This window comes from Viridibacillus soli (assembly GCF_016612995.1).
GTDB classification, from domain to species: domain Bacteria; phylum Bacillota; class Bacilli; order Bacillales_A; family Planococcaceae; genus Viridibacillus; species Viridibacillus soli.
Genome location: NZ_JAEOAH010000008.1, coordinates 31,905 through 58,888, shown reverse-complemented (window position 1 = coordinate 58,888; position 26,984 = coordinate 31,905). Strand labels below are relative to the sequence as shown.

Annotated in this window: 26 protein-coding genes and 3 pseudogenes; 10 read left to right on the top strand and 19 right to left on the bottom strand. The window is 35.5% G+C overall.

Features of this window, described 5'->3' with window-relative positions:
- Positions 1-108: 108 nt before the first annotated feature.
- Both JFL43_RS08980 and JFL43_RS08975 read right to left on the bottom strand, forming a co-directional pair.
- Positions 109-1,320 carry a NupC/NupG family nucleoside CNT transporter gene (locus tag JFL43_RS08980; protein ID WP_200748771.1) on the bottom strand — a complete coding sequence of 404 codons (1,212 nt, stop codon included), beginning with the start codon at positions 1,318-1,320 and terminating at the stop codon, positions 109-111.
- Positions 1,321-2,102: 782 nt separating this feature from the next.
- Positions 2,103-3,308 (bottom strand): EAL domain-containing protein, encoded by a 1,206-nt coding sequence (locus JFL43_RS08975; RefSeq protein WP_200748770.1) that lies wholly within the window; start codon positions 3,306-3,308, stop codon positions 2,103-2,105.
- 1,503 nt (positions 3,309-4,811) lie between these two features.
- Between JFL43_RS08975 and JFL43_RS08970 the strand changes: the two genes are divergently transcribed.
- The 3 genes from JFL43_RS08970 to JFL43_RS08960 all read left to right on the top strand — a co-directional run bounded on the left by JFL43_RS08970 (position 4,812) and on the right by JFL43_RS08960 (position 5,960).
- Entirely contained in the window at positions 4,812-5,087 is a 276-nt protein-coding gene (locus JFL43_RS08970) for a hypothetical protein (RefSeq protein WP_234447684.1), read from the top strand.
- A gap of 210 nt (positions 5,088-5,297) precedes the next feature.
- Positions 5,298-5,576, top strand: a complete 279-nt coding sequence (locus JFL43_RS08965) for a hypothetical protein (RefSeq protein ID WP_200748769.1) — start codon at positions 5,298-5,300, stop codon at positions 5,574-5,576.
- A gap of 102 nt (positions 5,577-5,678) precedes the next feature.
- The gene (locus tag JFL43_RS08960; RefSeq protein ID WP_200748768.1) at positions 5,679-5,960 is read left to right on the top strand and encodes a hypothetical protein; all 282 of its coding nucleotides are present in this window, start codon (positions 5,679-5,681) and stop codon (positions 5,958-5,960) included.
- 149 nt (positions 5,961-6,109) lie between these two features.
- Here the strand turns inward: JFL43_RS08960 and JFL43_RS08955 are convergent, their stop codons facing one another.
- The 3 genes from JFL43_RS08955 to JFL43_RS08945 form a co-directional block, all read right to left on the bottom strand.
- Positions 6,110-6,613, bottom strand: a complete 504-nt coding sequence (locus JFL43_RS08955) for a hypothetical protein (protein ID WP_200748767.1) — start codon at positions 6,611-6,613, stop codon at positions 6,110-6,112.
- A 65-nt stretch (positions 6,614-6,678) separates the two neighbouring features.
- On the bottom strand, positions 6,679-7,416 hold the full coding sequence (locus JFL43_RS08950; RefSeq protein ID WP_200748766.1) for a peptidoglycan recognition protein family protein: 738 nt from the start codon (positions 7,414-7,416) through the stop codon (positions 6,679-6,681).
- A gap of 274 nt (positions 7,417-7,690) precedes the next feature.
- Entirely contained in the window at positions 7,691-8,875 is a 1,185-nt protein-coding gene (locus JFL43_RS08945) for a hypothetical protein (RefSeq protein ID WP_200748765.1), read from the bottom strand.
- Between the two features lie 280 nt (positions 8,876-9,155).
- On the opposite strand from JFL43_RS08945, the pseudogene JFL43_RS08940 reads away from it, so the two are divergent.
- From JFL43_RS08940 to JFL43_RS08920, 5 genes and pseudogenes are all read left to right on the top strand, one after another.
- Positions 9,156-9,692: pseudogene (locus JFL43_RS08940) on the top strand (carbohydrate kinase family protein); the annotation flags it as partial.
- Between the two features lie 584 nt (positions 9,693-10,276).
- Positions 10,277-10,887: pseudogene (locus JFL43_RS08935) on the top strand (IS607 family transposase).
- Positions 10,869-11,639: pseudogene (locus tag JFL43_RS08930) on the top strand (RNA-guided endonuclease InsQ/TnpB family protein); the annotation flags it as partial. The pseudogenes JFL43_RS08935 and JFL43_RS08930, both read left to right, overlap by 19 nt.
- Before the next feature lie 181 nt (positions 11,640-11,820).
- A complete protein-coding gene (locus JFL43_RS08925) occupies positions 11,821-12,198 on the top strand; it encodes a PfkB family carbohydrate kinase (protein ID WP_200748824.1) in 378 nt (125 codons plus the stop codon).
- Positions 12,129-12,308, top strand: a complete 180-nt coding sequence (locus tag JFL43_RS08920) for a hypothetical protein (protein WP_234447683.1) — start codon at positions 12,129-12,131, stop codon at positions 12,306-12,308. Before JFL43_RS08925 ends, JFL43_RS08920 begins: the two co-directional genes overlap by 70 nt.
- A 35-nt stretch (positions 12,309-12,343) precedes the next feature.
- On the opposite strand, the gene JFL43_RS08915 is transcribed toward JFL43_RS08920, so the two are convergent.
- The 4 genes from JFL43_RS08915 to JFL43_RS08900 all read right to left on the bottom strand — a co-directional run bounded on the left by JFL43_RS08915 (position 12,344) and on the right by JFL43_RS08900 (position 14,166).
- Positions 12,344-12,919 carry a GNAT family N-acetyltransferase gene (locus JFL43_RS08915; RefSeq protein ID WP_200748763.1) on the bottom strand — a complete coding sequence of 192 codons (576 nt, stop codon included), beginning with the start codon at positions 12,917-12,919 and terminating at the stop codon, positions 12,344-12,346.
- A 26-nt stretch (positions 12,920-12,945) separates the two neighbouring features.
- Positions 12,946-13,206 (bottom strand): hypothetical protein, encoded by a 261-nt coding sequence (locus tag JFL43_RS08910; protein WP_200748762.1) that lies wholly within the window; start codon positions 13,204-13,206, stop codon positions 12,946-12,948.
- Between the two features lie 3 nt (positions 13,207-13,209).
- The gene (locus JFL43_RS08905) at positions 13,210-13,383 is read right to left on the bottom strand and encodes a hypothetical protein (protein ID WP_157812980.1); all 174 of its coding nucleotides are present in this window, start codon (positions 13,381-13,383) and stop codon (positions 13,210-13,212) included.
- A gap of 390 nt (positions 13,384-13,773) precedes the next feature.
- Positions 13,774-14,166, bottom strand: coding sequence for a hypothetical protein (locus JFL43_RS08900; protein ID WP_200748761.1), 393 nt, complete (start codon positions 14,164-14,166; stop codon positions 13,774-13,776).
- Positions 14,167-14,362: 196 nt separating this feature from the next.
- Between JFL43_RS08900 and JFL43_RS08895 the strand changes: the two genes are divergently transcribed.
- On the top strand, positions 14,363-14,569 hold the full coding sequence (locus tag JFL43_RS08895) for a hypothetical protein (protein ID WP_200748760.1): 207 nt from the start codon (positions 14,363-14,365) through the stop codon (positions 14,567-14,569).
- Between the two features lie 53 nt (positions 14,570-14,622).
- On the opposite strand, the gene JFL43_RS08890 is transcribed toward JFL43_RS08895, so the two are convergent.
- The 8 genes from JFL43_RS08890 to JFL43_RS08855 all read right to left on the bottom strand — a co-directional run bounded on the left by JFL43_RS08890 (position 14,623) and on the right by JFL43_RS08855 (position 23,489).
- Positions 14,623-14,838 carry a hypothetical protein gene (locus tag JFL43_RS08890; protein WP_100796856.1) on the bottom strand — a complete coding sequence of 72 codons (216 nt, stop codon included), beginning with the start codon at positions 14,836-14,838 and terminating at the stop codon, positions 14,623-14,625.
- 272 nt (positions 14,839-15,110) lie between these two features.
- Positions 15,111-16,238, bottom strand: coding sequence for a conserved virulence factor C family protein (locus JFL43_RS08885; protein WP_200748759.1), 1,128 nt, complete (start codon positions 16,236-16,238; stop codon positions 15,111-15,113).
- 18 nt (positions 16,239-16,256) lie between these two features.
- The gene (locus JFL43_RS08880) at positions 16,257-18,137 is read right to left on the bottom strand and encodes an ABC-F family ATP-binding cassette domain-containing protein (protein ID WP_200748758.1); all 1,881 of its coding nucleotides are present in this window, start codon (positions 18,135-18,137) and stop codon (positions 16,257-16,259) included.
- Positions 18,134-18,763 carry an HD domain-containing protein gene (locus JFL43_RS08875; protein WP_200748757.1) on the bottom strand — a complete coding sequence of 210 codons (630 nt, stop codon included), beginning with the start codon at positions 18,761-18,763 and terminating at the stop codon, positions 18,134-18,136. The genes JFL43_RS08880 and JFL43_RS08875 overlap by 4 nt, the downstream gene beginning before the upstream one ends.
- A 71-nt stretch (positions 18,764-18,834) precedes the next feature.
- Entirely contained in the window at positions 18,835-19,968 is a 1,134-nt protein-coding gene (locus JFL43_RS08870; RefSeq protein WP_200748756.1) for a bifunctional cystathionine gamma-lyase/homocysteine desulfhydrase, read from the bottom strand.
- A complete protein-coding gene (locus JFL43_RS08865) occupies positions 19,969-20,904 on the bottom strand; it encodes a PLP-dependent cysteine synthase family protein (protein ID WP_200748755.1) in 936 nt (311 codons plus the stop codon).
- Positions 20,905-20,927: 23 nt separating this feature from the next.
- On the bottom strand, positions 20,928-21,584 hold the full coding sequence (locus JFL43_RS08860) for a class I SAM-dependent DNA methyltransferase (protein ID WP_200748754.1): 657 nt from the start codon (positions 21,582-21,584) through the stop codon (positions 20,928-20,930).
- A 225-nt stretch (positions 21,585-21,809) separates the two neighbouring features.
- A complete protein-coding gene (locus JFL43_RS08855; protein ID WP_407701969.1) occupies positions 21,810-23,489 on the bottom strand; it encodes a formate--tetrahydrofolate ligase in 1,680 nt (559 codons plus the stop codon).
- A gap of 229 nt (positions 23,490-23,718) precedes the next feature.
- Between JFL43_RS08855 and JFL43_RS08850 the strand changes: the two genes are divergently transcribed.
- On the top strand, positions 23,719-23,919 hold the full coding sequence (locus JFL43_RS08850; RefSeq protein WP_100796848.1) for a cold-shock protein: 201 nt from the start codon (positions 23,719-23,721) through the stop codon (positions 23,917-23,919).
- A gap of 143 nt (positions 23,920-24,062) precedes the next feature.
- On the opposite strand, the gene JFL43_RS08845 is transcribed toward JFL43_RS08850, so the two are convergent.
- Together JFL43_RS08845 and JFL43_RS08840 are read right to left on the bottom strand one after the other, a co-directional pair.
- Positions 24,063-25,370, bottom strand: coding sequence for a hemolysin family protein (locus JFL43_RS08845; protein WP_100796847.1), 1,308 nt, complete (start codon positions 25,368-25,370; stop codon positions 24,063-24,065).
- A gap of 228 nt (positions 25,371-25,598) precedes the next feature.
- A complete protein-coding gene (locus JFL43_RS08840) occupies positions 25,599-26,966 on the bottom strand; it encodes an aspartate kinase (protein ID WP_100796846.1) in 1,368 nt (455 codons plus the stop codon).
- Positions 26,967-26,984 lie beyond the last annotated feature (18 nt).

Sequence of the window (26,984 nt, the reverse complement as noted above, 5' to 3'; positions counted from 1 at the left end):
CTACTCCCCTTAACGGAAGTTAATTATTCATTTATTAGGTTAAGTATAAACTTTGTAAACAAAGAAATCAAATATTCAGACGTTACAAATAGGTACAGGTACTGTAGACTAAATAAACATTCCAGCTACGGCAGCACTTAATAACGATGCCAACATTCCTGAAGCGACAGCTCTAAACCCTAAGCGTGCAACATCTGAGCGACGGTTTGGTGCCATCGAACCTAAACCACCTAACAAAATTGCCATCGAACTTAAGTTTGCAAATCCACATAACGCGAAACTTACTACAATAACTGTCTTCGGAGATAACTCTGCAATTTCAGGCGCAAAAGAAGAATAAGCAACGAATTCGTTTAGCACTAACTTTTGCCCGATAAAAGAACCGGCCTGAACTGCTTCTGACCAAGGGACACCGATGACAAATGCAAGTGGTGAAAAAATAAACCCTAAAATCCCTTCAAGTGTTAACCCTTTAAGTCCAAAGAGATTTCCTAATCCACCTAGTATCCCGTTCAAAAGTGCAATAATTGCGATAAAAGCCAGTAGCATTGCTCCAACATTTAACGCGAGTTTCAATCCATCACTTGCACCGCGTGCTGCTGCATCAACTACGTTGACAGAAGATTCATCTTTTTCCATCGTGAAGTTTTCTTCGTTCACAACTTCTGTTTCAGGGATCATAATTTTCGCTAAAACTAAGCCTGCAGGCGCAGCCATAAAGCTTGCAGCAATCAAGTATTCTAATGGAACACCTAATAATGCATAACCTACTAAAACTGACCCTGAGACTGAAGCAAGTCCTCCTGTCATAATTGCGAAAAGCTCTGATCTTGTCATTTTCGCAATAAATGGTCGAATAACAAGCGGTGCTTCTGTCTGCCCTACAAAAATATTTGCGGCAGCAGAAACAGATTCTGCCTTACTAGTTCCAAGAAGCTTTGAAAGAGCGCCTCCGAGAATTCGAATAAAAAACTGCATTATTCCTAAATAATATAGAACAGAAATTAATGAAGAGAAGAAAATGATAACGGTCAACACCTGGAAAGCAAAGACAAAACCGAAATTTTCAGTATCAGCTGCAGGACCAAATACGAACGAAATTCCTTCACTCGCATACGAAATTAAATTTTGTATGCCCTTTGAAAAAGCAACGAGACCTTCACGCCCTGTTTCCCATTTCAATACAATAAAAGCAAACAAAATTTGGATCGCTAATCCCCCTAAAATTGTTCGCAAATTAATTGATTTCTTTGCACTCGAAAAAATAAAAGCTATACCTAGAACAACGAGTATACCGCAAATTCCCCATAACACGTTCATATTAGACACCTTCTTAGTATGTAGTAGAAAAAAATATTTCTTTTTAAAAATTCCATAATTAGACATCTGAAGACAGACAACCCTTATGCATCTTAACAAAAAGCACTGAGGATGTAAATTGAAAGATGATTCGTATTTTTCAACTATTTACTTCTACAAAACCATTTACTCTATTACAAACTTACTTGATATAGTTTTACCCTAAATTAAACAAGTTATCGCATGCAATTGCGAAATTTGTATATTGAATTTTTAATTGAACAGAAAAAAAGCTCTAATGCCTTGGCACTAGAACTTTTTATAAAACACGTATTGAAATTTAACCTTAACTGCTACACTGGTCCTAATTTCCCCTTGTTCGATTGGTGTCTAATCAGTCCTGGCAACCAATTATACAATACGGTTCCAGCATTACCCTCTTCTAAAATCTCTATTGATTATAGATGCAAAGGTAATTGCATTGGTAACCTCATATCCTCTAACGATTGATTCCCTTTGATAAAGTCATAATTGGAAATATTATTATATGCAGCAGTTTTATTATTCTCTCTAAGTATATCTAGTGCCTAAATAAACTGGATTACACTATTCATGATATTCATATTTCCCAGCTAAGCTTCACTGATTACTTTTCCTTCAGTACTCACTTCTATTTGAAGTTGAACATAGTTTGGCTGAGCAACAACTTTCTCATTCCTTGTCTTTATTATTACAAGTAAAGGAGTCCAAAACGATTAAAAAGGCACTGCTTGAAAGAAACATCTCCCCTGCAGTACCTCTTTTTATTTTAAAATTGTATGTTTATATAGATACTCATAGGAAATATCAATAAATAAATACTCATTTCCATTTATCGGAATAGAAAAAGTACGTGTCATTTCTCCTGTATCTATATCGCTATATAAATCAGAAAACACGCCACTCTGATCATTGCGCATTTCAATAATTGTTTTTAAGAAGTACGGACGCCAGCTCCAGTTTTTATTAACTGCCTCTTCCTGTATATGCCACTTCTTATCGATTCGCATAATATTCGGTGAGGTTTGAAAGCCCTCTTCATCGCAAATATAAAGACGGAAGGAATAGGCATCAAGTTCTTTAGCAAGCGCTAGAAGATGATCAGTACTCTTGCTAGAAGGTTTTACACGTTGTACGGATTTCTCTAATATATTCTGCAAAATTTTTAATGCATTGTAATTCTCCTCAAGCAACCGCTTTTCTGCAGTGATAAACTGCTGACAGCTCTCTTTAAAACTGTTCTTTAGCAGTTCAGGTTGAATTGTTCCTGTATGTATACCAGCTAAATATTTCCCTTGATAATAACGTCCACCATTTTTCCACGCAAATTGAAGTTGATGCACACTATCAATGCCCTCAAATAACATATTTGCGCCAATTTTACGAGCCAATTTACCTAATGATGTGAACAAATCATTTTGCTCACCCCAAGATTGATAACTCAATTGCTCAATATTCAGCTTTAAAATATTCGGTGACAGCATCTTAATATATTCCCAATGACTTTCAGAACCAACCTGATTAATCGCAATTTTCATACCATATGTTTGGAAGTAGCGAATGATATTATTAAGTTGTCTGAATTCACCTTTAAAATTATGCTCTGAAATCACGAGAACAATACGTCCTAGCTCTTCCTCTGGTATATATTTTTTTATAATATCGAAATAACTTTCCCCATAGTCAAGTATTAACAAGTTGGCATTACATGGTAAGTAAATATCGAAATCCTTTGGTTCCTCTACCAGTTGAGAAAGGGATAAATCAAAAATCCTATGCTCCACATCCACTCGATACTCTTCAGGGATATCCTCATCGTAGACAAATGAGTTTAAACATATAAGCTCTTCATTATTTATGAGCTTGCCTGAAATTTCATATGCTATGACAATATGCTCGTCTGCACTAAAAATGGGTTGGAAGTACGCCTTCAATTTCCCTAAATTTGTTAATACATCTATTGCATCCATCCCTCAAACCTCCTTAACCGATTGACCATTAGTCATTCTTTACATCATGAAATAATTATCTTTTTTCATCAATAATTATCTCTTTTTTTATGATATGACGTCATACTCGAATATGCAAATGAACTCAATGTCTTTTTATTACACAGGTTTCAGTCTCACTACAAAATTAGATTGGCTTTTAGCAAATACAATAGTAAATGTATTAAAAGAAAAATTTGAATTCGAGGTCTCTCCTATACTGAACATTTATATAAAAATACTAAAATGAATATTGTAAGTCGGTTTTCTTGCATTTCTTGCGCAGGTGGAACCGGCGAAGCTATTGTTTTCAATGTAATTCTGATTGCAAAATTAGTTAAAATCAAAAAAATTGTTGATGCTTCTGGGGACAGTTTGTAATTTGCAAATAAAGCACTTACACAATATATTAAGTTTAGTGATATAAAGAAACCAAATTGTAGAGTTAGAAAGTATACAAATTATGAGTCAAAAAAGCATTAGAGGTGTTACGTGATTTCTAGCAATTCAATGCTATAGGGCTTTATATGAATTATTAAGTGTAAAAACAATATTAGATGGGGGTTTTTAATTTATGGAGATTGTAGATATAATTAAATATTTTTTTGGGGGTCTGTTTCTCTTCTTCTTTGTAATGGAATTTAGGTCAAAGAAGTCTTATAGAACTCACTGCTATATATCTTTAACACTAGCAATTATTTGTATAGTATTAAAGGAAAGTTGGTCGATTTGGATTCAATTAATCACTATTGTAGTCGTGGTTCTCCTTACAATAAAAACAGTAATTTACGAGAAAAAAAGATAGAAAAATAATTTTTCTATTTGTAGATTAAGCCCAATAATCAATTAGTATATTAATTGGAGATAATGCTTTCTGTAATTTCTTGTGTTTGAAGTACTTCGCTATACTTAGACAGGCCGTGCTTGGATGTTGTACGCAATGAATTCGCTATTAGCTAGGTCGTACAAAATTGATCGGTATAGATTTTCAATACATTAGGAAAACTCAGTTACATCTGTAACTCATTTCTCATTTGTTTATGAAACCTTGAAATCACGTTTTAAAAGATTGATCACAATACAATCTCCCCTGCCTTTATATGAGCGATATTTCTTCAGACGTACAATGACTAACTAAATTACATCCGTTTTAAGTAGGAGAAAGCCTATAGGTTTAATTTACTATTTAGTCTTCCTTACGTTTTCGTTACTTAACTGAGTCAGATCTGCTTAACGATCATTTCCTCCTTATGACACTACAATATCCCCCTAGCTAATTTGCAACGGATTTCGTACAAGTTACACCTGCATAAAATTATCATACACTATATAAAAGAACTTGAATTCCTAAAAAGCATTCGTTGTGCAATGTAGATGGTTGGTCTTTATTTTATGGATCCCCATTGCCTAATTGTGGCTAATCTTTTTGAATTGTCTAAAACTAATTCAAAAATTGAATTGTTTGTAGCTAAGGAGGAGATAACATTGGATAAAAAAAAGCTAATTCAAAATAAAGATTTACAATATCTATCATCACAGGATAATTACCCTGCCAAATTAGCCGTAGTTGGTGCTGCCATTACTACATTAGGTGACGCAATTTCAACTATCGCAGCTGCGCTTGCATTAGAAGAAGCACAAAATAGCAATAATCAAAATTCACAATCCCAAAAAGAACAAGAAAAACAATTGATGCGTATGCAAAATCAAATTGATTATTTAACAGCCCAATTATCAAAAATTGACCGTAAAAAAAATTAAAATACAAGGTAATTTATCGTTCCCGTCAAACTGATAGTCCTAAACTATTTATTAACCTATCTCTGACAAGTGATCTCACAATGTGATTTCTGTTATTAATGATTCGTAAATAAAGCGCCACTCACACAGTAAATTTCCTCCATAAACAAAATGAATAATTACTTTGTTTTAGGTAAAAATATATTCATAATAGTTGAAAGTGGTGAGTACATGAATTTCCCTATTATCCATACAAATTTTTGGGATGCTGTTATTGCCATTCCAATTATTATGATTATTACTCAACTGACCAAACTCATTTATCATACTCCATCAAAATTTGTACCTACAATAGCGTTGTTCTTCGGGTTATTCATTTCGATTTTCATTAGCCACCGACATGATTTGCTTGCCGGTGTATTGATGGGCTGGTTTTATGGATATGCAGCGATAGGAAATTATGCAGCCTTAAAAACGGCTATTAAAAGTTACAGAAACGCTAATAAATAATATAAACACTCTTGTACACATAGATGAAGCTGCTTTCCCAACCATAAGATATTATAGCCGGATATGATGTTCGTTTTGTTTTATTTGAAGGAGGGTATGACATTGAAGAAAAACAACTTTAATAGTGATAAAAATGATAAAGGTTCTGCATTACCAAAAAAAAATGCTGCTAAGATTGAAGTTGTTGCTGCCGCCGTTTCAATATTAGCTGAGGCTTTATCCGCGCTTGCAATCGTAGAGGAAATAAATGAAGTTGAAGAAGCCGAGCAGTTAAATACGAAAAATCAAATTAATCAAGAACGACAATTGAGACATATGCAAAAACAGCTGGATTATATGGCTGCTCAATTAGGAAGAATTGAGCGAAAAATTGATAGAAGATAAATAGGCATACGCACTTATTACATACTTTACTCAATATTTGTACGAAAAAATGCCAATCTTGGAGTTAAATCCATGCTTGGCACTTTACGATTTCATAAAAAATCTAAAGTAATTATCATAATCTATTAATTGCTAGTAATTAGAGAAGTTTAAAAGATTCGTTGCTTCACAATGCGCCAGCTAATAACTGAAACGCCAAAATGCTTTTTAATATTTCTCTCGACGTTCATAAATGTCGCATCTAGTGGATCATTGTTGGAGCCTTTGATACAACGAGATGTGAACATATGACAGTTGTTTCTGATAAGATTGTACCCATTATGCGTATTTTTTGCTGCAATTGCTCTTTTGGCGATGGCAGGATCATGTAAGACATTCCCTCTCGCATCGCAAGCTACATAAAATTCTGTTCCAGAGCGTACAGATGAACTATTTAGAAAGTTATAATAATCTACTTCAATTATTTTTTCGTTGCCATTCAATTCTATTATTCTTTTATTGCCAACATATATACCGGTATGATCCGGTGTACCGATGATTCTATTAGGAAGACCTAATAATTTACAATAGACGATACTTCCTGCTACGGGCTCTACATGCTTTAGTAACTGAGCATTAATAAATCTACGCCATTTTGGATTATTAAATGCCATTAAACTTACCTCCTTCCGTACCAAAATGAACCATTCACATTTGAATGACCAAAGATCTTAAACGTTTAAAGCTTTTTCACATATTTTGAGTCTGCTGATACGTACGTCCCGTTAATTGTTTTATACATTGCGGAACCTTCTACAACAACTGTCTTTTCGGCTGTTAATTTCATACCTTTTTTTACTGTACCTGTTGGTCTTATCCAACGAGGGCTATCATAGTAATTCAATGAGTTTGCAAGTACTTGGATTTTGAACGTACCTTTTGTAGTAGGATCTTTCTCTACTGGCTTTGATACTGTCGTAATTTTTATTTTGCTTATTAACTTAAGGAATTTCGCCCATGTGTATCCAGATTTTCCACCCCTCATTTTGGAAGGGCAGTTTTTACCACTCCAGTGATTATGCTGTACAACATTGCTTATTGAGATTTTCTCGTCTTTCATAATCTTCGCTACTAAATAGGCAGTATTTCCTACAGCCTTTTTGTAATTACCGTCTTGATTTACACAAATTTCAATATGGATGGAATTTGAATTTCCATCACCACTACCATCCCCCGCTGCCCAACATTTAATAGTGTGATTAAACGATTGAACCGCTTCCTTGTCATCTACAGTCCAGTGCCAAGAAGCCGCACGACTATTCCCTGTAGCTTGTAAACGAGCATGAGCGTTGGCGTTAGCTGTTTTTCTTACGTTATCTGTTTCATGGATAGTAATCCATTTACGACCATTTCCTATTCCGCTAGTTACTTTGTTCATAATGGATTGTGGAACTAAGTGTTTTCTAATTTCAATCATTTATTTTTCATCTCCTGTAAAATGGATTCTTGTCCCGCATTTAAAGATCAATAACAGTGTCATTACTATCTATTAAATGCAAATACTCTACTTTTTGTGAAAAACATGAGTTTGAAGCTTACTTTTTTCATCTTCTCATTCATTTGCGATGTTAATTATTCCTCCCTTTTACTCTTTACATAGAATACAAACAGTTGTTTAGGGAAATTTAAATGCTTTTTCTTTATTCTAAAAAAAAGAAAAACCTAGATGCACCGTGGCATCTAGGTTTTTCTTATGGGTTTAGCATTTCCAAATTATATAATGTAAGATTTTCATTTTCTGAAGTTAAAATTTTATCGAGATTTTTTACCTGTTGCTCTTCAAGCATTTCGCCGGTTACGAGATCATATTTCTCTAAATAATAGACGTCTTTTTTCCGGTTATTTAAGTAGTAAAGTGCTTGTCCCCTGAAATCGATTTGCTCAAATTCCGGTTGGAAATCACCAATTGGCCGTTTCAACTTAAATTTCTTCTGAATAACTTCATTAAATGTGTTGTATGAATAGACTTCCCCTAAGCCGTTAACATAATATAATTCCTCGTTGTAAAGATGTGTTGAATTATCAAAGTTAAAAGGTAATGAGGTAGATACAATTTCTTCACTGTGGTATTCAGCTAAGGTTTTAACTGTTACAGACAATGTTATTTTATGGATTTTTACGAGTAAAATATCTTCTTCCTTATCGCCTTTAAAATTCGAAAAAACGAAATAATAATTTTCTTTATCTTCTATAATTGCTGAAATCGGGTCTAACTCTTCTGCATTTGGTAATGGGATAGAAGCTAGCTGTTTTGTTTCTACCTTATCTTTTAAAGTAACAGATTTTAAATCAAAGCTACTGTTAACTAAGTCTTGAGCTAAAATAATTATTTGTTCTTTCATCGTACCTGCCGTTGCAACGTAAAACGGTAGCGATGCTGAGTGGAAGCCTGATGTATTACCGTATCGTATACCTGTGTCATAATCCGAGTCTTTACTAAAACCTGTGTTATAAAGGCTAAAAAAGTACTTTTCTGAAGGTAGATAGCCTGTTAACGTATTGCGGATTTCCTCACGCTCTATCGGAAACTGTTGCGCCTTATTTCCTAATAAATAAACACTTTTTTTATCATCCATATATAATTGTTGGCCGTTGTATTTACTTACGCCGAATTCCATTCCGGACGTTTCCATTGCTTGGGCAACACCTTTTTTATTGATGAATATTGCAAAACCTTTTCCTTTTTGTAACTTTTCTGTACTTAAAGATGCATAAAAGACAGCCGTTTTATCTGTTAGAAAGTCTTCTTCCTCTATCGTATGCTGATGGATAAATACCGTTTTATCATGAAATCTTGTTGAAAAATGAAGGAATGCATAAATTCCTGCTCCAATCACTAAAATGCTTGTGATTCCTACGATCAATTGCTTTTTCATCGGGACCTCCTATATTACTATGTACTAATGTTTATAATACTAAAATTCCAAACGCTTTACTATTCATAGTAAAAAGGTATTTCATAAGGTATAAATAATTCACAAGTATGTTTTCTACTTATGTACTACTGTGAAATAATGAAAAAATATTAAATTATTAGTAACTTGTCTAAAAGAGACAACTCTCCTCTATTCTTTTCCCATCAAAAATCAACTTAAACATTGTTCTTCATTTCCATGTAAAATAAACATACCGACATTTAGAAGGTGAGGGTCCTTTATGAAAACATTATTTACGATCGGGGAAGTGCTAATCGATTTTATACCACACCAAAAGGGGGTCATATTAAAAGACGTTTCATTATTTGAACGAATGGCTGGTGGTGCCCCTGCCAATGTAGCCGCGACTGTAGCGAAGCTCGGGGGCAATGCGAAAATGATTAGCCAAGTAGGGGCTGATGCTTTTGGACAATTTTTAGTGGAAACATTACGAATGGCCCGAGTGAATACTGATTTAATAAAAGTGACTGATGAGGCAAATACAGCGTTAGCATTCGTTTCGTTAGCTTCAAATGGCGAGCGGGATTTTTCCTTTTATCGAAAACCTTCCGCAGATTTATTGTATAAGGCGGATTATATTGAGAAAGCATGGTTTAAGAGTGGGGATATTTTGCATTTTTGCTCGGTTGATTTAGTGGAAAGTCCGATGAAAGAAGCACATAAAACAGCCATTACATATGCGCGCGAAAAGGGCGCAATGATTAGCTTTGATCCAAATGTCCGGCTGCCTTTATGGGTAACTAAACAGTTGCGAAGAATCTATAAAAACCTATAAAATTCATTTAAAAATAGATTTATAAACTGAATACCCTTTGTATCGAGCAATCGGTGCAAACTCCACGTTAATTGCTTAGAATCCCTAAAGCCTTACGACCAAAGCGAAACTGGAAACAGTAAGCGTAACGGTGCGAAAGCAGAAAAAACAGTAAGGATGGCATAAGGTGAAATAAAAGCTAATCAGTGTCTAGGTGATAATCTCGAAGTCATTCGAAGTAATAGTGAATCCTATAAAACGTTAGTCCTACTTGCTTTGACAATGGGTCTTTAGCAGGGAACGCCCTAAACACGTATCTACGTGCATGGGAGACCTTCAACGACTATCTCCTTGAGGGAGAGTAAAACCGCAAGCGAAAGGCGGAAGAAAAATGTGGCTCTTATCAAAAGATAAGATGAAGATATAGTCTGCGCTTATGTGAAAACATAAGAGGTCTACTGGCAACAGAAAGACTGCATAAAGGGTTGCTCCTTCATGTGAACAAGAAAAATCTGTTTAAATATAATAAATTTGCATTGAAACAAATTTTTACTCCAGGTAATTATAAATACATGGAGGTGGTACATATGGAACTAATGTCCATTGGAAAATTTGCTAAACGAGTTGGTGTAAGTACGTCTACCATTAGAAAAATGGATAGAGAGGGATTACTTAAACCATGTCGTGTTTCAGATGGTGGTACAAGGTACTATTCAACTGAACAGTTAAGAGCGTTTTAGAAAGTTGAGGATGACAAAAAGCTTGTCATTGGCTATTGCAGAGTAAGTACATCAAGTCAAAAAGACGATTTAGAGACACAAGTTTCAAGCGTGAAATCTTATATGATTGCAAAGGGCTATCAGTTTGATATTATTCAAGATGTTAGTAGTGGTATAAACTATAAGAAAAAAGGTTTGAAACAATTGATTGACAAAATAAACAATCGAGAAATCTCTAAAATAGTTATTCTGTATAAAGACAGATTAATTAGATTTGGATTTGAATTAATTGAGTATCTTTGTGAAATTAATGGTGTCGAAATTGAGATTATAGACCATGATGAAAAATCTAAAGAGGAAGAGTTAACCGATGATTTGATTTAATTCTAATCATTACAGTCTTTGCAAATAGATTATATGGTCAAAGGTCAAAGAAAACTAGACGTTTGATTGATGAGGTGAAAAAATTGGTGTTGTAAAAACTTATAAAACTCTACCTAAGTTACCTAGAGGTGAAAAATATTCAAATCCTAGAATCTCATATGATGGTCGCAATTGGTTTTTATCAGTTGGGTATGAGATTGAATATGAAAAAGTAGAGTTAACGGATGAGAAATTAGGAATAGACGTTGGAGTAAAAGAGTTGGCTGTTGTATCTAATGGTAAATTCTATAAAAACGTTAATAAAACTAAAGAGGTCAAACGATTAGAACAAAAGTTAAAACGAGAACAAAAGCAACTATCTCGAAAGATTGAAGCTAACATCATTGGACACACTAAGAATCGTAAACCTATTTACAAGACACCACTGAAAGACACGAAAAACATTCAAAAACAAAACGCTGAAATTAGACAACTTCATAAAAAGCTAACGGATATTCGAACAAACCATTTGCATCAATGCTCAAATGAGATTGTGAAAACCAAACCATCTCGCATTGTTATGGAATGCTTAAATATTAAAGGTATGATGAAAAACAAACATTTATCTAAGGCGATAGCGAAGCAAAAGCTATATGAATTTAAACGGCAAATTCAATACAAATGTCAAAAGTATGGCATTGAATTTATTGAAGCTGATAAATGGTTCCCATCATCAAAAACTTGTTCTTGTTGTGGTCAAATTAAATCTGATTTAAAACTTAAAGATAGACTGTATGTTTGTTCTTGTGGACTAGAATTAGATAGAGATTTGAACGCAAGCATTAACTTAGAAAATTATCCAATCTAAGGAGTTTAACTGAAAATAAACCTTAGATATGTACGTAACGATACTGCGGAATTTAAGCCTTTGGAGAGTCGTATCAAATCGTAGTAGCTTCGGCAAATCGAGACTCAAAGAAGAAGGAAGACACAAAACGAAAAGTCGAAAGATATAAGTTGTGTCACAGTAAAAAGTTGTTTTAAAATAGATTTATCTATATTTTAACAGATTTTTCGTATCGGAATCTAAATTAGATTGTAGAGAAACGATTTTAGCATTTTTACCTTTTGCGGATCTTGTGAAGATTTCGGATGATGAACTTAGCTTTATTACGGGGATTGAAGATGAGGACACGGCAATTGCTTCTTTGTTTACAGGTCATGTGCAAGTTGTCGTTTATACGAAAGGTGCGAATGGTGCAACTCTTTTCACTAAAGATTCGTCGTTTTCAGATACTGGCATAGCGTTGATGTTGTTGATACAACTGGTGCTGGTGATGCATTTATTGGGGCGCTATTGTATTATCTTTCTCAAAATAATGCGGGGATGCAAGAGTTATCGACTTTTTGTAAGCAGAATGCTATAAAAATGTTGTCATTTGCAAATCGTTGTGGTGCTTTAACAACGACTAAAAAAGGCGCAATCCATGCTCTACCAACAATTACGGACATTGATCAGCTTTCTAAAATAGATTAATAAAAATCCGCTTCTAGCTCACCAGAAGCGGGTTTTTAGTTATTCACAGAGCTTTCGCTATGCTGTAAATGGTACCATGCGAGGAAATCAGCTCGCTTGATGACATTTAAAACACATGGCGTTTTTTCTTGGCGCTCAATTTTTTTATGTTCTTCAGGGAATTGTTCTTCTACTGATAATGTTATATATGGAAGTTTTGCTTGTGCTTTTTGTGAGCGAATATTTTCTACTCTGGCACCAGCAAATACATAATCTAACTTGAGATATTCAAATGCTTTATATAAAATCATTTCCTTGGCTTTCTCATTGTAACCTACTCCCCAATAAGGTTCCGCAATCCACGTACCTATATGGCATATTTTGCTGTCATGATCAATCTCTTTTAAAGTAGTCACACCGACTATTTCAAGAACAGAATTGATGATAACACGAGAATATTGCTGACCTTCCCTTTCTGCTAGCTGCGTACCGCGAATAAAATCTAATACACCGTTTATTGATGTTTGATAATCATCCATCCCAAGTGCATCTTTTACTCCTTTGGAACTTATTAATGAAGATATTTTATCTGCGTACATGACATCGTGTGGGACGAGTTTGATATTGTCCATAGACGAGCCCCTTTCTGCTAATGCCATTATGTTAATTCCTTTAGAATAGCCTTTGCTGTATTATTTTGTAAATCTAGCTCCAAAATTTCAGAACAAATTCGCACTGCCTCTTTATCACTTACTATTTTTTCTGGAACGGAATATAGAAACAGTAATTCTAAAAATGCGTTTACATCTTTGCGGTTAGATAGGTCCACCGCTCTTCTAGCATGATACAGGGCAGAGGCATAAGCTCCTTCTAAAAAACAAAGACCGTTTATTAAGATAGAAAATGCTAACTGATGCAAATTTTATTTCTCGTTTTCTATGAGTAGGTAATTGATAAAAGTATAAGTAGTTAAACTTTCGTTATCATATGCCATATACAAAATTTGTTCTTGTAAGACGTCAAATTCCATCGCATCCGCAAGTTGCTTTGCACAATCAAAATCTCCATCTAATATGCATTGTTCTAAAGGATACACGCAGTCGTCCCCTTTCTTATGTATATGCTATAAAATTATAAGTAGTACAATTATAGACAATTGTTCACACTTTTTTCAATAAATCTTTATTATTTATCAGGCGTGTTGATTAACCAATTTTAACCATTGCCATTAAAGTGGTAGGTTGATATCCGCTACGGGATGCTCGCTACGCTCCGTGCAGGGTCTTTCATTTCCCGCAGGAGTAGAGCACCCTCCGCTACAATCAACTAAAAAATGTAGTAACATACGTTAGTATTGAACATAAAAAAACTTTTTAACGGTAAATAACAACCTAATATTCCCCTAATCAACACACATGATTATTTATATTAAAATAAAAAAATACTGGCTATATAGACCAGTATTTTCTCCTTTTTCTTAATTATTCTATTGGTTGAATTGTGCGATTTTCATAGAAGACTTCGCTTTTGTCGTTAGTTCTTTAAGTTGTTTGTCAGATTCATATTCCTTCAAAACCGCATCTGCCTTCTTAATAGCCTCTTTCCATTGCTTGGCGTTTATATCGTTTTCCACTGCTTGAATTTGGTTGGCAATGTCTTTTTTCTTCGCGAATTCCAACAACTCTTTCGCTTCTTGTTGTTGTGGATCTTTTTCAACAGCTTGACTGAATGCTTTAATCGCATGGTTATAATCATTTGCTGCCATGGCGCTCTGTCCTTCAGCGATTGCGTCCTGGTACTTGTGTGAGTTACAGCCTGTTACAGTGGTTAACACGATAATCATGAAGATGAATGTCAAAATGCTTGTTTTTACTTGCAATTGATCACCCCGTTTGCTGTATTCTACTAATAGTATATTTCATAACTATGAATTTTATGTTAAAAAATAGTTATTACTTTGTTAATTTATGTGAGATTTGAAATTTAATATTTTCCATAGAAAATGTATAAAAATATTGAAATAAGAGAAAAGTACTTTAATGGTAATGAGCATTTAACAAAAGGAGTTTTTGTTGATGAAGGATTTTAATACTGCTGTTTTCTTTATCATTTTGGGTATTTCTCTATTAGCATTTTCTATCATTGCACCTATTCATAGTCCCGCAGTTCGCGCGGTGCTATTGCTTTTAGGCATAAACTTTTGCTACCGTAGTATTCATGCATTTTCCATTATTGAGAGCAAAAAGCGTAGCACTCTTAATTCAACAGCATACGATGAATGAAAAAAGGACTTCCGAATTCGGAAGTCCTTTTTTCAAATATGTACTGAAATTTGTTAAATGTCTTCGAAAGAGATATGATGAATACCTTGTAATTGACTATTTTCTGATGCATATCGTTGTAGTTCCATTCTAATAGAAGGAGCAAGCCATAAATCACAGTCACAAGTGGCTGCCGGTATATTTTGAATATAAAGCTCTCCATCCTTTAGTTTGAAATTTTGCGAAACTAGCGCTGGCTTTTTTTCACAACTACATTTCCCACAAATCATACAATCTCTCCTATTCAAAATTCCACTAAAAAGATTTCTAGTGAAATCTGCTAATTCTTAATCTATTTCTTTTTTCACAATCATTTCATTATACTACAGAGAGACAAAAGTCACACTATTAATAATCAATAAAATATAAAAGAACTAATTTGAACGTTTACTTATAGAAAAACACAACTCCATTAACAGTTTTTTTAGTTTTTCAATCTCATCTATTTTCGTCAAAAAAAAATACAGCTAAAGCATAGGCTTCGCTGTATTTTTTAACGTTCTTATTCTTTTTTTGCTGCACGTGATTCTGTCATTTGCTTCCAAACAGAACCTTTTGCTTCCTCGCCTTGCGAAATACGAGCGATTGCCATCTTCACTTGTAGTTTTACTTCAAATTCGCTGTCATCACTTGCTTCATTTAAAGCTGGAAGGGCGACTTCTGTACCTGTTTCATACAAATACATTGCAGCACGCCAGCGAACGAGCTTATTACGGTCTTTAAGTGATTCCAACATCGCAGACTCAAATTCTACAAAGCCGAGGTCGCTTATGCAATCCCCTGCTGTACGGCGTACTGATGAGCTCTTATCATTTAATGCTTGTACTAATAAAGGTACAACTGCAACATCATCCACCATACCTAAGTAAATTGTTGCTAAGCGGCGGATTGACATTTTTTCATCTTGTAGCGCTTTATCAAGTAACGATAGGTCATCCACTTCTGGGTTAGCCATTTGCTCAAGCAATTGGAAGCGCATTTCCCATTCATCTACTGAAAATTCTTCTAAAGTTACTTTCCGTTTACGTGACTCCACAACATCTTTTTTCGCTTTACTTGCTTCGATTAATTCATTAATACGCTGTTGTGGGAAAGATGCCTCTAGCTCTGCTACAATGCTATCGCCAATCTCTTTTTTATCACCGTAGCGAACACCATAATCCACCCATTTACGTTCATAAATATAGTTTTCATCCGTACTCATCGCTTCATTAAAAGCATTGATAAAACGTGCTGCTAGCCCAAAGCGTTGTTCACCAATACTATCAAACACTTTTACTTGTAATGGAATGCCTTTGAACATTTGAACATGTACATATTCTTCTCCGTAATGTTCGTCTGCTTGTTGTTGTTCTCCATTCTGAGCTTGCTCGTCCTCACCAAATGCAGTGCGAACTGCTGCCAAAATAGTTTCCCAGTCGAATTTCGCAATTCTTTCTACTGCTAGGAAATCTGCAACGTGATAAACACCTTTGACACCATTAATTGCTAGAATGTCCAGTACTTCCTTTGGTGCATTCGCTTTGTTTGCTTCGTTATAGTTATGAGCCTTTCCAAAAGGCAATTCATGATCTATGACAATTTTCATCGTATTGGGACTTGGTGTTGGTTCAATTGTTAATATGTTCAATTTAAAATCCCCCTCTTATCAGCCGACAATATCTTGTAAGTATTCCCAACGTTCAATAAGGTACTCATATTGTGCGTTTAGTTCTTCTAGCTTTGCAGTTAATTGTTGAAGTTTAGTGAAGTCAGAACCAGCAGTTGATACGCCTTCTTCTGCCACCATTATCGCTTCTTCAATTTTTGCAATATCAGCTTCAATTGTTTCCCACTCTTTTTGTTCTTTGAATGATAGCTTTTTCTTTTGCGTTTTCACTTTTTGCTCTTTTGATTTTTCAGCTTTTTCTTCTTTCACTGGTGCTGGGGCTGCTTCAAGTGCCGCTAAATAATCGCTGTAAATATCAAGGCTTTCATCAACACCACCACGACCATCTAAAATCCAAAGCTTTTTCGCGATACGATCTAAGAAAAAGCGGTCATGGGAGATAGTTACAACAACACCTGGGAATTGTTCGATAAAGTCTTCCAATACAGATAGTGTTGCAATATCTAGATCATTTGTAGGCTCATCAAGTAATAGAACATTAGGCTGTTCCATTAATAATTTCAATAGGTACAGACGTTTACGTTCACCACCAGAAAGCTTACCAATTGGCGTTCCATGCGCGTGTAGTGGAAATAAGAAGCGTTCTAGCATCGAAGCAGCTGAGTGACGCTCTCCTTCTGAGTCTTGAATATCATTTGCCGATTCACGAATGTACTCAATCATACGTTGCTTGTCATTCATTTGTGGCAGCTGTTGTGTGAAGTGGGCAATTCGAACAGTTGAGCCAACTTCTATGCGACCTTTGTCTGGTGTTATTTCATTAGCTAGCATTTTCAGTAATGTACTTTTCCCTGCTCCATTTGCTCCGATAATGCCAATACGGTCGCCTTGCTGCAATAAGAATGAAAAACCTTGAATAAGATGGCGTTCACCAAATGTTTTTGTAATATTTTCAGCTTCTAACACCTTTTTACCAAGTCTTGATGTTGCTAACCCAAGTTCAAGGCCCGTATCATCTGATTTGCGATCTAGATTATCAGATAGCTCTTCAAAACGCTGAATACGTGCTTTTTGCTTTGTAGAGCGTGCCTGTGCTCCGCGGCGAATCCATTTTAACTCTGAGCGATAACGGTTTTGCATTTTTTGTTGAGTCGCAATTGCCATTTCCTCACGGATGGCTTTGGATTCTAAATAGTCACCGTAGTTCCCGGTATGCTTGTACATTGTTTGGTCTGCTAGTTCATAAATATGAGTCGAAATTTCATCTAAGAAGTAACGGTCATGGGTGATGAAGATGACCGCTCCTTTTAAGCGCAACACCATTTCTTGTAGCCATTCAGTCGATTGCACGTCCAAATGGTTTGTCGGTTCATCTAATAGATAAAGATCTGCAGGCTCAATAAGCACTTTTGCTAGCGCTACACGCTTTTGTTGCCCACCAGATAGATTTGTTACTTGCTCTTCAAACATTTCAATACCAAGCTTTGTAAGGGCTGTTTTTGCTAAAGCGTTGACATCCCAAGCTTGCTGTGTATCCATTTCTTGTTGCAGACGGAATAATTGCGCCTGTAATTGCGCTGATTCTGGATTTTTGCCAAGCTCTTTAAGTGTGTCTTCATAATCACGGTTTAGTTTTAAGATCGGTGAGTCACCTGAGAATACAGCTTGTAACACTGTTTCTTGTTGTGCGAATTCCGGATTTTGTGGTAAGTGGGCGATGCGATATTTGTTTGGATGATCTATGTCAATATTATCTGCATCCAGATCACCAGCTAAAATGGACATAAGTGTCGATTTGCCGGTGCCGTTAATGCCGATTAATCCAGCACGTTCCCCGTCATAAATAGTAAAGTCGATATTTTCGAATAAAGTTTTGTCTCCAACCGTTTTAGTTAAGTTAGATATAATTAAATGGCTCATAGTTCCCCGTCTCTTTCGTTTTTAAGCTGTTTTAAAAAGCATACCATAAATTCATGTCGTTCCTTAGCCATCTGCTTGCCTTTAGTTGTAGTCATTAAATCTTTTAGCAATAATAGCTTTTCATAAAAATGCGTGACAGAGGCTGTTTGCTTCTTGCGATAGTCTTCTACCGACATATTATAACGTGCTTCCTCTTGGTCATCATAGAGCTTACGACCTTTTGCTCCACCGTACGCAAATGTTCTTGCAATGCCTACTGCCCCGATGGCATCTAAGCGATCTGCATCACGTACGATTTGTGCTTCAATTGATTTGGTTTCTAATTGGTTACCTCCATTATATGAAACAGAAGCAATGATTTCTCGAATTATGTGTTGCTTTTGTTTAGATAGATCAAGCAGTTGTAAAATTCGTTGTTCGTTTTCCTTTGAATCTGTATATTTTGAATCACTAACATCATGTAATAATACTGACAGTTCTACTATTTCAGCATTTGCCGAAGGTTCTGTTTTTAAGATAGCTTTTGCATTTTGCATAACTCGTTCTATATGTTGCCAGTCATGACTAGCATCAAACTGATCATAAATATCCTTTACTAATTGTTTGCATCGTTCTACAATCGTCAATTTTTTTCCTCCTAAATAAAACAGCTACCTTCTATTATAAAGGTAGCTGTTCACTTTGTTTCATTTTTATTTTATTTTAACGCTAGTTCTAAATCTTCCAGTAAATCTTCTACATCTTCAATACCTACTGAAATGCGCACAAGTCCATCCACTATTCCTAGTTCAGCACGACGTTCTGCAGGAATTGAAGCATGTGTCATACGCGCAGGAATAGAAATTAAACTTTCTACAGCACCAAGGCTTTCTGCTAATGTGAAATAACGCAATTTCGAAAGCATTTCATCGGCTTTTTCTGCACTTCCAACATCAAAAGAAATCATACCTCCAAAGCCAGTTGCTTGTGTATTTTGTATTTCATGACCTGGATGATGTATTAAACCAGGATAATACACTTTCCCTACCTTGTTATGTTGCTCCAAGAATTCTGCGATTCTTCGTGTATTTGAATTTACTTCTTCTATTCGAATGGGCAAAGTTTTTATTCCTCGTATTAATAACCACGAATCTTGAGGCCCTAATATAGCACCTACAGAGTTTTGAACAAAATGTAATTGTTCTGCAAGTTCTGCACTATTTACAACAACAAGTCCTGCTACTACATCACTATGGCCACCAATATATTTTGTTGCACTATGCAATACAATATCAGCACCTAGTGTAATCGGCTGTTGTAGGTATGGGGTTAAAAATGTGTTATCTACGATTGTTAATAATTGATACTGTTTTGCTAAAATACTTACTTGCTTTATATCTGTAATTTTTAATAATGGGTTAGTTGGTGTTTCAATATAAATTGCTTTTGTATTTGGTTGAATGGCGTCTTCAACAGCCTGAATATTTGCTGTATCTACAAAACTTGCCTTTATACCAAAGCGATTTAAAACTTTCGTGAAAATTCTAAAAGTTCCACCATAAACATCATCAGTAACAATAATATGGTCACCTTGGTTAAAAAGCATAACTACTGAGCTTATAGCAGCCATTCCTGAACTAAAAGCGAATCCAGCATGTCCCTCTTCAAGATCACTTATTAATACCTCTAACGCATGGCGTGTTGGGTTGCCTGTTCGAGAATATTCATATCCATTAAACTTACCAACTGCATCTTGTTTATAGGTACTAACTTGATAAATAGGAGTTGAAACCGCACCTGTTGTTTCATCACCAACAATACCAGCATGTATAAATTTTGTTTTTGCTCTCATTTAAATAAGCTCCTCTTCAAATAATTCATATATTGATTGACTTAAATAGCGTTCACTTGAATCAGCAAAAATAGTAACAATATTACTTCCCGGCTTTGCTACTTGTGCTTCAAGTAGCGCTGCATGGAAAGCTGCTCCAGCGGAACTTCCTACAAGTAAACCTTCTTTTTGGGCCAATTCTTTTAATGCGTGAAAAGCATCTTCATCCCTTATAGTATGGATGGCATTAAAATATGATGTATCCATATAATCTGGTAAAAATTCCATCCCAATACCTTCCGTAACATGTGCCGATGCCTCTCCGCCATTTAATATGGAGCCAACTGGTTCTACAATAACCGTTTTTAATTTGCCATTTTTTGTTTTTAAGTAACGGGCTGTTCCCATAAAGGTACCACCCGTGCCAGCTCCAGCTACAAATACATCGATATTTCCATCTAAATCTCTCCAAATTTCTGGACCAAGTGTTTTTTCATAAGTTGCAGGATTTGCAGGATTTGAGAACTGAGATGGTGAAAAGGAATTCGGGATGGCTTCAACTAGTTCATTTACCCTTTTTATAGCCCCTTCCATACCGAATTCTGTTGGTGTATTAATGATTTCTGCTCCTAAAGCTTTCATTAATATTTGTTTTTCTTGACTAAATTTTTCTGGAATAACAAATATTACACGATACTTTTTGCCTATTGCAGCAAGTGCTAAACCAATCCCTGTATTACCAGCGGTCGCTTCAATAATGGTACTACCAGGTCGTATTATCCCGAGTTCTTTCGCATCCTCCAATAAAGAAATTCCTAGGCGATCTTTGACACTACCGCCAGGATTTAAATATTCTAGTTTCGCAAATATTCGGCAATTATTAGGAATCTCAATATGTGTAATTTCCATTAATGGCGTATTACCAATCAATTGATGAACATTGTTATACAAAGTCATGTTTATCCCACCTTTTTAATACATCATTTATTAATAGTCTCTCTAGTCTTGGTCGCTTCCATATACCAAACATAATCGTTTAATTGATTAAAAATGACATCAAAACCCGCTTCTTGAAACATCGTTTGCAACTTTGGAATCGTTGTATAATACTCACGCTCTAGATCATCTGCCACTGCATGGAAGTCGCGTGCTCTCTCCTTTTTCACCTGTGCCAGCTTATGTTCTTCAGATGCAAATGCTGTATCTGCGAAAATAATTTTCCCTCCCGCTTGTAATAACTTTGCGTATGTTTTTAGCACTTCTTGTTTTTCTTCATCCGTTAAATGGTGAAAAACATAAGTGCTAACAATTGAATCTATTACTTTATCTTCAATTGAGAAGTTTTGTAAATCGCCGTCGACAAGCTGAATATTAGGGCATCGTCTACCCGTAATTTCACGCATGGACTCATGCGGTTCGATTCCAATGACATCTCTTCCTGCTGCCACCAGTTTAAGTGTCAAGTTTCCTGTTCCAGTACCAAATTCAATAACGGTACCTGTTGAAGCATTTGCGACTTTTTCTAATATATTTTCATATCCTTCGAAAACATCACGATATTCTTTATCCTGACCCGTCACTGATGATTCATACGACTTCGCCCAATCATCAAAAAGATGAATAAATTCTCTTCCCAATTTTACACCTCTATTATCATCATTATTATTCTTATTTATTTACTTGGTATTAAATTGAAGTCTATCATATTACACCTTTATATTCCAGTACAAACTCTTTCTTCCACTATATGATCTTGAAGTCTATTTGGTGAAAATTTTTTCAGATTTGGAAAAGCAATAAAAAAGAGCTAGCTAAAGTTTATTTTAATAAACCTTTAGACAGCTCTTCATTCAATTCAATAATTAAAATAGACCAATAGCATTACCGTCAGCGTCTACATCCATTTTCAATGCTGCTGGTACTTTTGGTAATCCTGGCATTGTCATTATGTCACCAGTCAAGCACACGAGAAATTTTGCACCAAGTTTTGGAATGATTTCACGCACTGTTACTGTGAAGTTTTCTGGACGTCCTAATAATTTCGGTTGATCTGATAAAGAATATTGTGTTTTCGCCATGCATATCGGCAGTGCATCCCAACCGAATTTTTCGATTTCTGCCATTTGTTTTAATGCTTTATCTGAAAATTGCACGCCTAGTCCACCGTATACTTTTTGTACGATTGTACGTACTTTTACTTCAATTGAAACTGATACGTCATAAAGTGGGGCGAAGTTATTTTCTTCATGAATAACTGATAGTACTTGTTTGGCTAATTCAATACCACCTTTACCGCCTTCTTCCCATACATTCGTACGAGCGATTTTAACGTTGTTTTCTTGACACCATTCTAAAATAGTAGCAAGTTCAACTTCCGTATCTGTGATAAAGCGATTTAAAGCGATAATTGGTTCTACGCCGAAGGTACGAATTGTTTCCACATGCTTCGCTAAATTTTTGATACCTTTAGTGATTGCTTCTATATTTTCTGCCTTTAACTCTGTTTTTAGCGCACCACCATGCATTTTCAATGCGCGTGCAGTGGCTACAATAACGACTGTGTTCGGTTTAAAGCCACCTTGTACTGCTTTAATATTCATGAATTTCTCTGCACCTAAGTCCGCACCGAATCCCGCTTCCGTTACCACGATATCAGCGAGTTTCCGTGCTGTATTTGTTGCTTGAATTGAATTACAGCCGTGTGCGATATTAGCAAATGGTCCACCGTGAATAATAGCTGGTGTCCCTTCTATTGTTTGCACCAAATTTGGTTTGAAGGCATCTTTTAGTAGAAGTGTTAGTGCTCCTTCCACACCTAAATCGCGTACAAATATAGGTTCACGATCAAAGGTGTAGCCGATAACAATATCAGAAATACGTTTTTTCAAATCTTGTAAATCTTTTGCTAAACAGAAAATAGCCATTATTTCTGAAGCTACTGTAATGTCAAAACCATCTTCTCGTGGTGTACCTTGCACAGGCCCACCTAAACCAATAACAATATTACGAAGTGCTCGATCATTCATATCTAAGCATCTTTTCCATATAATACGTCGTGGGTCTATTTGCAAAACGTTACCTTGCTGGATATGATTATCTATTAATGCAGCGAGTGCATTGTTTGCTGTTGTAATGGCGTGAATGTCTCCAGTGAAATGGAGGTTAATGTCATCCATCGGTAATACTTGTGCGTAGCCACCACCAGTTGCCCCGCCTTTCATGCCCATTATAGGACCGAGTGAAGGTTCACGCAATGCAACTACGACATTTTCATTTAGTTGTTTAAGTGCATCAGCTAAACCAACTGTCACAGTTGATTTTCCTTCGCCTGCAGGTGTTGGACTGATCGCTGTTACAAGAACCACTTTTGCTTCAGTTGCTTTTTGGGGTAATTTTAATGGATTGATTTTCGCTTTATAATTCCCGTAAAGTTCTAATGCTTCTTGCGGTATACCTGCGTTCTTTGCAATTTCTGTTATTGGACGCATTGTTGCATTTTGTGCAATTTCTAAATCTGATAATGGTTGAGCAATTTTAGACACAGCAGATCCCTCTTTCATTTACTTTTAATAAAGTCAGATAGTAAGATGTAAATCTTCGTGATTTTGCCATCTAACCCTATTATAAAGTACTTTTTCCAGCAAATCATATGCTAATTCGACAATCAATTGACATTTTTTATCTTATCATGTATAGTTTATCCATCATTTCACTAATAATGTGTGATGATTTTCACGCTTGAACATTCTGTTTCATACGGGAGGAACCTACATGCAACAAGGAAAAGTAAAATGGTTCAATAACGAAAAAGGTTATGGTTTTATAGAGTACAATGATAATGAAGATGTATTCGTCCATTTCACTGGTATCCAGGAGGAAGGTTTCCGCACCTTAGAAGAGGGACAAGATGTAAGTTTTGATATTATCGAAGGTAATCGTGGTCCACAAGCTGCGAACGTGATGAAAATATAATGGGTAGCAGCTATTCTACAAGTATTTCTTGAGGAATAGCTTTTTTTACGTATTTTTTATACAATAACAATCATTTCTACACGATATTAACATAACTATTTTTTATCAAAAAAACTGCCATGAACTATGTCATGGCAGTTTCATTATGAAATTACTTTTTTCACTTCAAGTCTTACAATTTGATGCATATTCACATCTTGAATAGTAAATTCATAGCCTTCTGCTTCGTACTTTTCGCCTTTAAAGATACGATCATGATTTGTCATGAACCACCCCCCGATTGTATCGATATCATCATCATGAATATCGATATGTAAAAGCGCTTCTACTTCATCCAATCGTAGTTTAGCATCAAGATTATAATGATTTTCAGCTATCTTTTGCACTTCAGGTAGTTCATCATAGTCAAATTCATCTTTAATATCCCCAACAATCTCCTCAATGATATCTTCAATAGTTACAAGACCCGATGTACCACCATACTCATCCATAAGAATAGCCATATGAATGCGCTTTAATTGAAATTTAAGTAATAAATCACTGATAGGTACTGTTTCAATAATTCGAATAACTGGTTGCATAAAGTTGGTCATTGGTTTTGTTGCATTCGTTTCATCTAAGATGAATGCTGTTAACAACTGCTTCATATTAACGATGCCTATAATATGATCCTTATCACCATCTACGACTGGATAGCGAGTATATTGTTCTACATTGATGACATCAAATACTTCCTTCAGCGTTAGTTCTTTATCAAGGCTAATAATTTCCGTTCTAGGGACCATAATTTCCTTTGCAATACGATCATCGAATTCGAAAATACGATTTACAAAACTATATTCAGAGCGATTAATCTCACCGCTCTTATAGCTATCTGACAAAATCATGCGTAACTCTTCTTCACTGTGGGCAGCATCAGACTCTGACTCCATTTTCAAACCGAATAAAGCGGTTAAACCTCTAGCAGAACCATTTAATAATTTAATGAATGGATACATAATATTATGGAATAAAATAAGTGATCCAGCTGTTTGCAATGTGACCGTTTCAGCTTGTTGAATCGCTAATGTTTTTGGGGCAAGCTCTCCGACTACAACGTGCAAAAATGTAACGATTGAAAACGCAATAATAAATGATAACACTGAAGAAATACGAGCATCTAAGCTGAATATCTCGAACAGTGGTTTCAGGATAGCTTCAATAGTCGGTTTCCCCAACCACCCAAGCCCTAATGCCGTAATCGTAATGCCAAGCTGGCAAGCTGATAAATACTCATCTAAATTATTCGTGACCTTTTTTGCTTTAATCGCCTTTTTATTGCCTTCAAGGACGAGCTGGTCGATCCTAGTTGATCTCACCTTTATAATCGCAAACTCCGACGCTACGAAAAACGCGGTAAATGCGATTAGTATTATGAAAACAACTAACTTAATGGCTATATCATTGTCCAATCATGTTCTTTATATCTGATCTGATCCTTATTCAGATTCAGAATAAAGAATTCACCTCCTAAAATAAGTTACTATTATTAATCTATAGGAAAGTATATGTAAATTGCAATTAAGATGATGTTTATTTTTTATTTTTTTTATTTATCTGAACATTTTTTTATACAGCAAATATAAAATAACGACCAACGTATGATTTTACGTTGATCGCCCTAAATAATTTATCCTCAATTATATTGTTGCTGAAAGAGCGAAAAATTCATTGTATAGTGCTTGTAATATTTTATTTTCAAACTCTTTACGAACACCGAATACGAGACTAACTTCAGAAGATCCTTGGTTAATCATTTCAATATTAGCGCCTGTTTTTGAAATGGCTGTCGCAGCACGCGCCGCTAAGCCTGTATTGTTATTCATACCTTCTCCCACAATAACAATCATTGAGAAATCATGACGGAAATGTACATCATCTGCATATAATTCTGTTTCAACACGCTTTACGATGCGATCTTCTTTATCAACAGTTAGTTGATGGCTACGAATAATAACAGAGATATCATCCAAACCAGAAGGAGTATGCTCATATGAAATATTCTCTTCTTCTAAAATTTGGAGTAATTTACGTCCAAAACCGATCTCACGGTTCATCAAGTATTTACTAACAAATAAAATTGAGAAACCACTATCAGCTGAAATACCGGTTACCGGGCGGCGATTTGTTTTACGCTCGGAGACGATACGAGTTCCCGGTGTAGATGGGTTATTCGTATTTTTAATACAAACGGGAATACCCACTTTATAAACGGGCATTAATGCTTCGTCATGGAAAACTGAGAAACCTGCATAAGATAACTCACGCATTTCACGGTACGTAATTTCTTGAATTTCAACTGGACAATTCACAACTTTGGGATTTGCACAGAACACTGAATCTACATCAGTGAAGTTTTCGTATAAATCAGCTTTTACAGCTGCCGCTAAAATAGATCCAGTAATATCTGATCCACCACGTTCAAATGTACGTAATACACCTTCTTCTGTATAGCCAAAGAAACCTGGGAACACAACAATTTCTTGTGAATCCTTTAAGGCACTCAAATTTTCGTACGCTTTTGGCAATGCTTGTGCTCGAGCTGGTAAGTCATTAACGATTAAACCACTTTCAAGTGGATTCACATATTTTGCTTCTAAACCGATGCTTTTGAAGTAAGCTGCGATCATTTTCGCATTATTATCTTCTCCACTCGCTTTTAAGCTATCCATTAAGAATTCGTCACTTACTGATCCAACTTGCGCAATACGTTTACGTAAATCCGCTTCAATGACGTCACAAATAACATGATCTAAACCAAGACCCTTTGCATTATTTTCATAGCGCTTTACGACGTTTTTTAATTTCTCTTCAACAGCACCTTGTTGTAATGTAGCGTTTGCTAATTCTATTAATAAATCGGTTACTTTTGTATCATCACTAAAACGTTTACCAGGAGCGGAAACGACAATTAGGCGTCTTGAATGGTCAGATTGTACGATTGCTGCTACCTTTTTAATTTGTTCTGCACTTGCAACTGAAGTTCCACCAAATTTACATACTTTCATTTCATCATATCCTTACAT

Excerpts from the sequence above, each read along its gene's own strand:
- JFL43_RS08980 (WP_200748771.1), bottom strand. The coding sequence starts at position 1,320 with ATGAACGTGTTATGGGGAATTTGCGGTATACTCGTTGTTCTAGGTATA.
- JFL43_RS08975 (WP_200748770.1), bottom strand. The coding sequence starts at position 3,308 with ATGGATGCAATAGATGTATTAACAAATTTAGGGAAATTGAAGGCGTAC.
- JFL43_RS08965 (WP_200748769.1), top strand. The coding sequence starts at position 5,298 with ATGAATTTCCCTATTATCCATACAAATTTTTGGGATGCTGTTATTGCC.
- JFL43_RS08955 (WP_200748767.1), bottom strand. The coding sequence starts at position 6,613 with ATGGCATTTAATAATCCAAAATGGCGTAGATTTATTAATGCTCAGTTA.
- JFL43_RS08950 (WP_200748766.1), bottom strand. The coding sequence starts at position 7,416 with ATGATTGAAATTAGAAAACACTTAGTTCCACAATCCATTATGAACAAA.
- JFL43_RS08945 (WP_200748765.1), bottom strand. The coding sequence starts at position 8,875 with ATGAAAAAGCAATTGATCGTAGGAATCACAAGCATTTTAGTGATTGGA.
- JFL43_RS08915 (WP_200748763.1), bottom strand. The coding sequence starts at position 12,919 with ATGGACAATATCAAACTCGTCCCACACGATGTCATGTACGCAGATAAA.
- JFL43_RS08895 (WP_200748760.1), top strand. The coding sequence starts at position 14,363 with ATGAAGGATTTTAATACTGCTGTTTTCTTTATCATTTTGGGTATTTCT.
- JFL43_RS08890 (WP_100796856.1), bottom strand. The coding sequence starts at position 14,838 with ATGATTTGTGGGAAATGTAGTTGTGAAAAAAAGCCAGCGCTAGTTTCG.
- JFL43_RS08880 (WP_200748758.1), bottom strand. The coding sequence starts at position 18,137 with ATGAGCCATTTAATTATATCTAACTTAACTAAAACGGTTGGAGACAAA.
- JFL43_RS08870 (WP_200748756.1), bottom strand. The coding sequence starts at position 19,968 with ATGAGAGCAAAAACAAAATTTATACATGCTGGTATTGTTGGTGATGAA.
- JFL43_RS08865 (WP_200748755.1), bottom strand. The coding sequence starts at position 20,904 with ATGACTTTGTATAACAATGTTCATCAATTGATTGGTAATACGCCATTA.
- JFL43_RS08850 (WP_100796848.1), top strand. The coding sequence starts at position 23,719 with ATGCAACAAGGAAAAGTAAAATGGTTCAATAACGAAAAAGGTTATGGT.
- JFL43_RS08840 (WP_100796846.1), bottom strand. The coding sequence starts at position 26,966 with ATGAAAGTATGTAAATTTGGTGGAACTTCAGTTGCAAGTGCAGAACAA.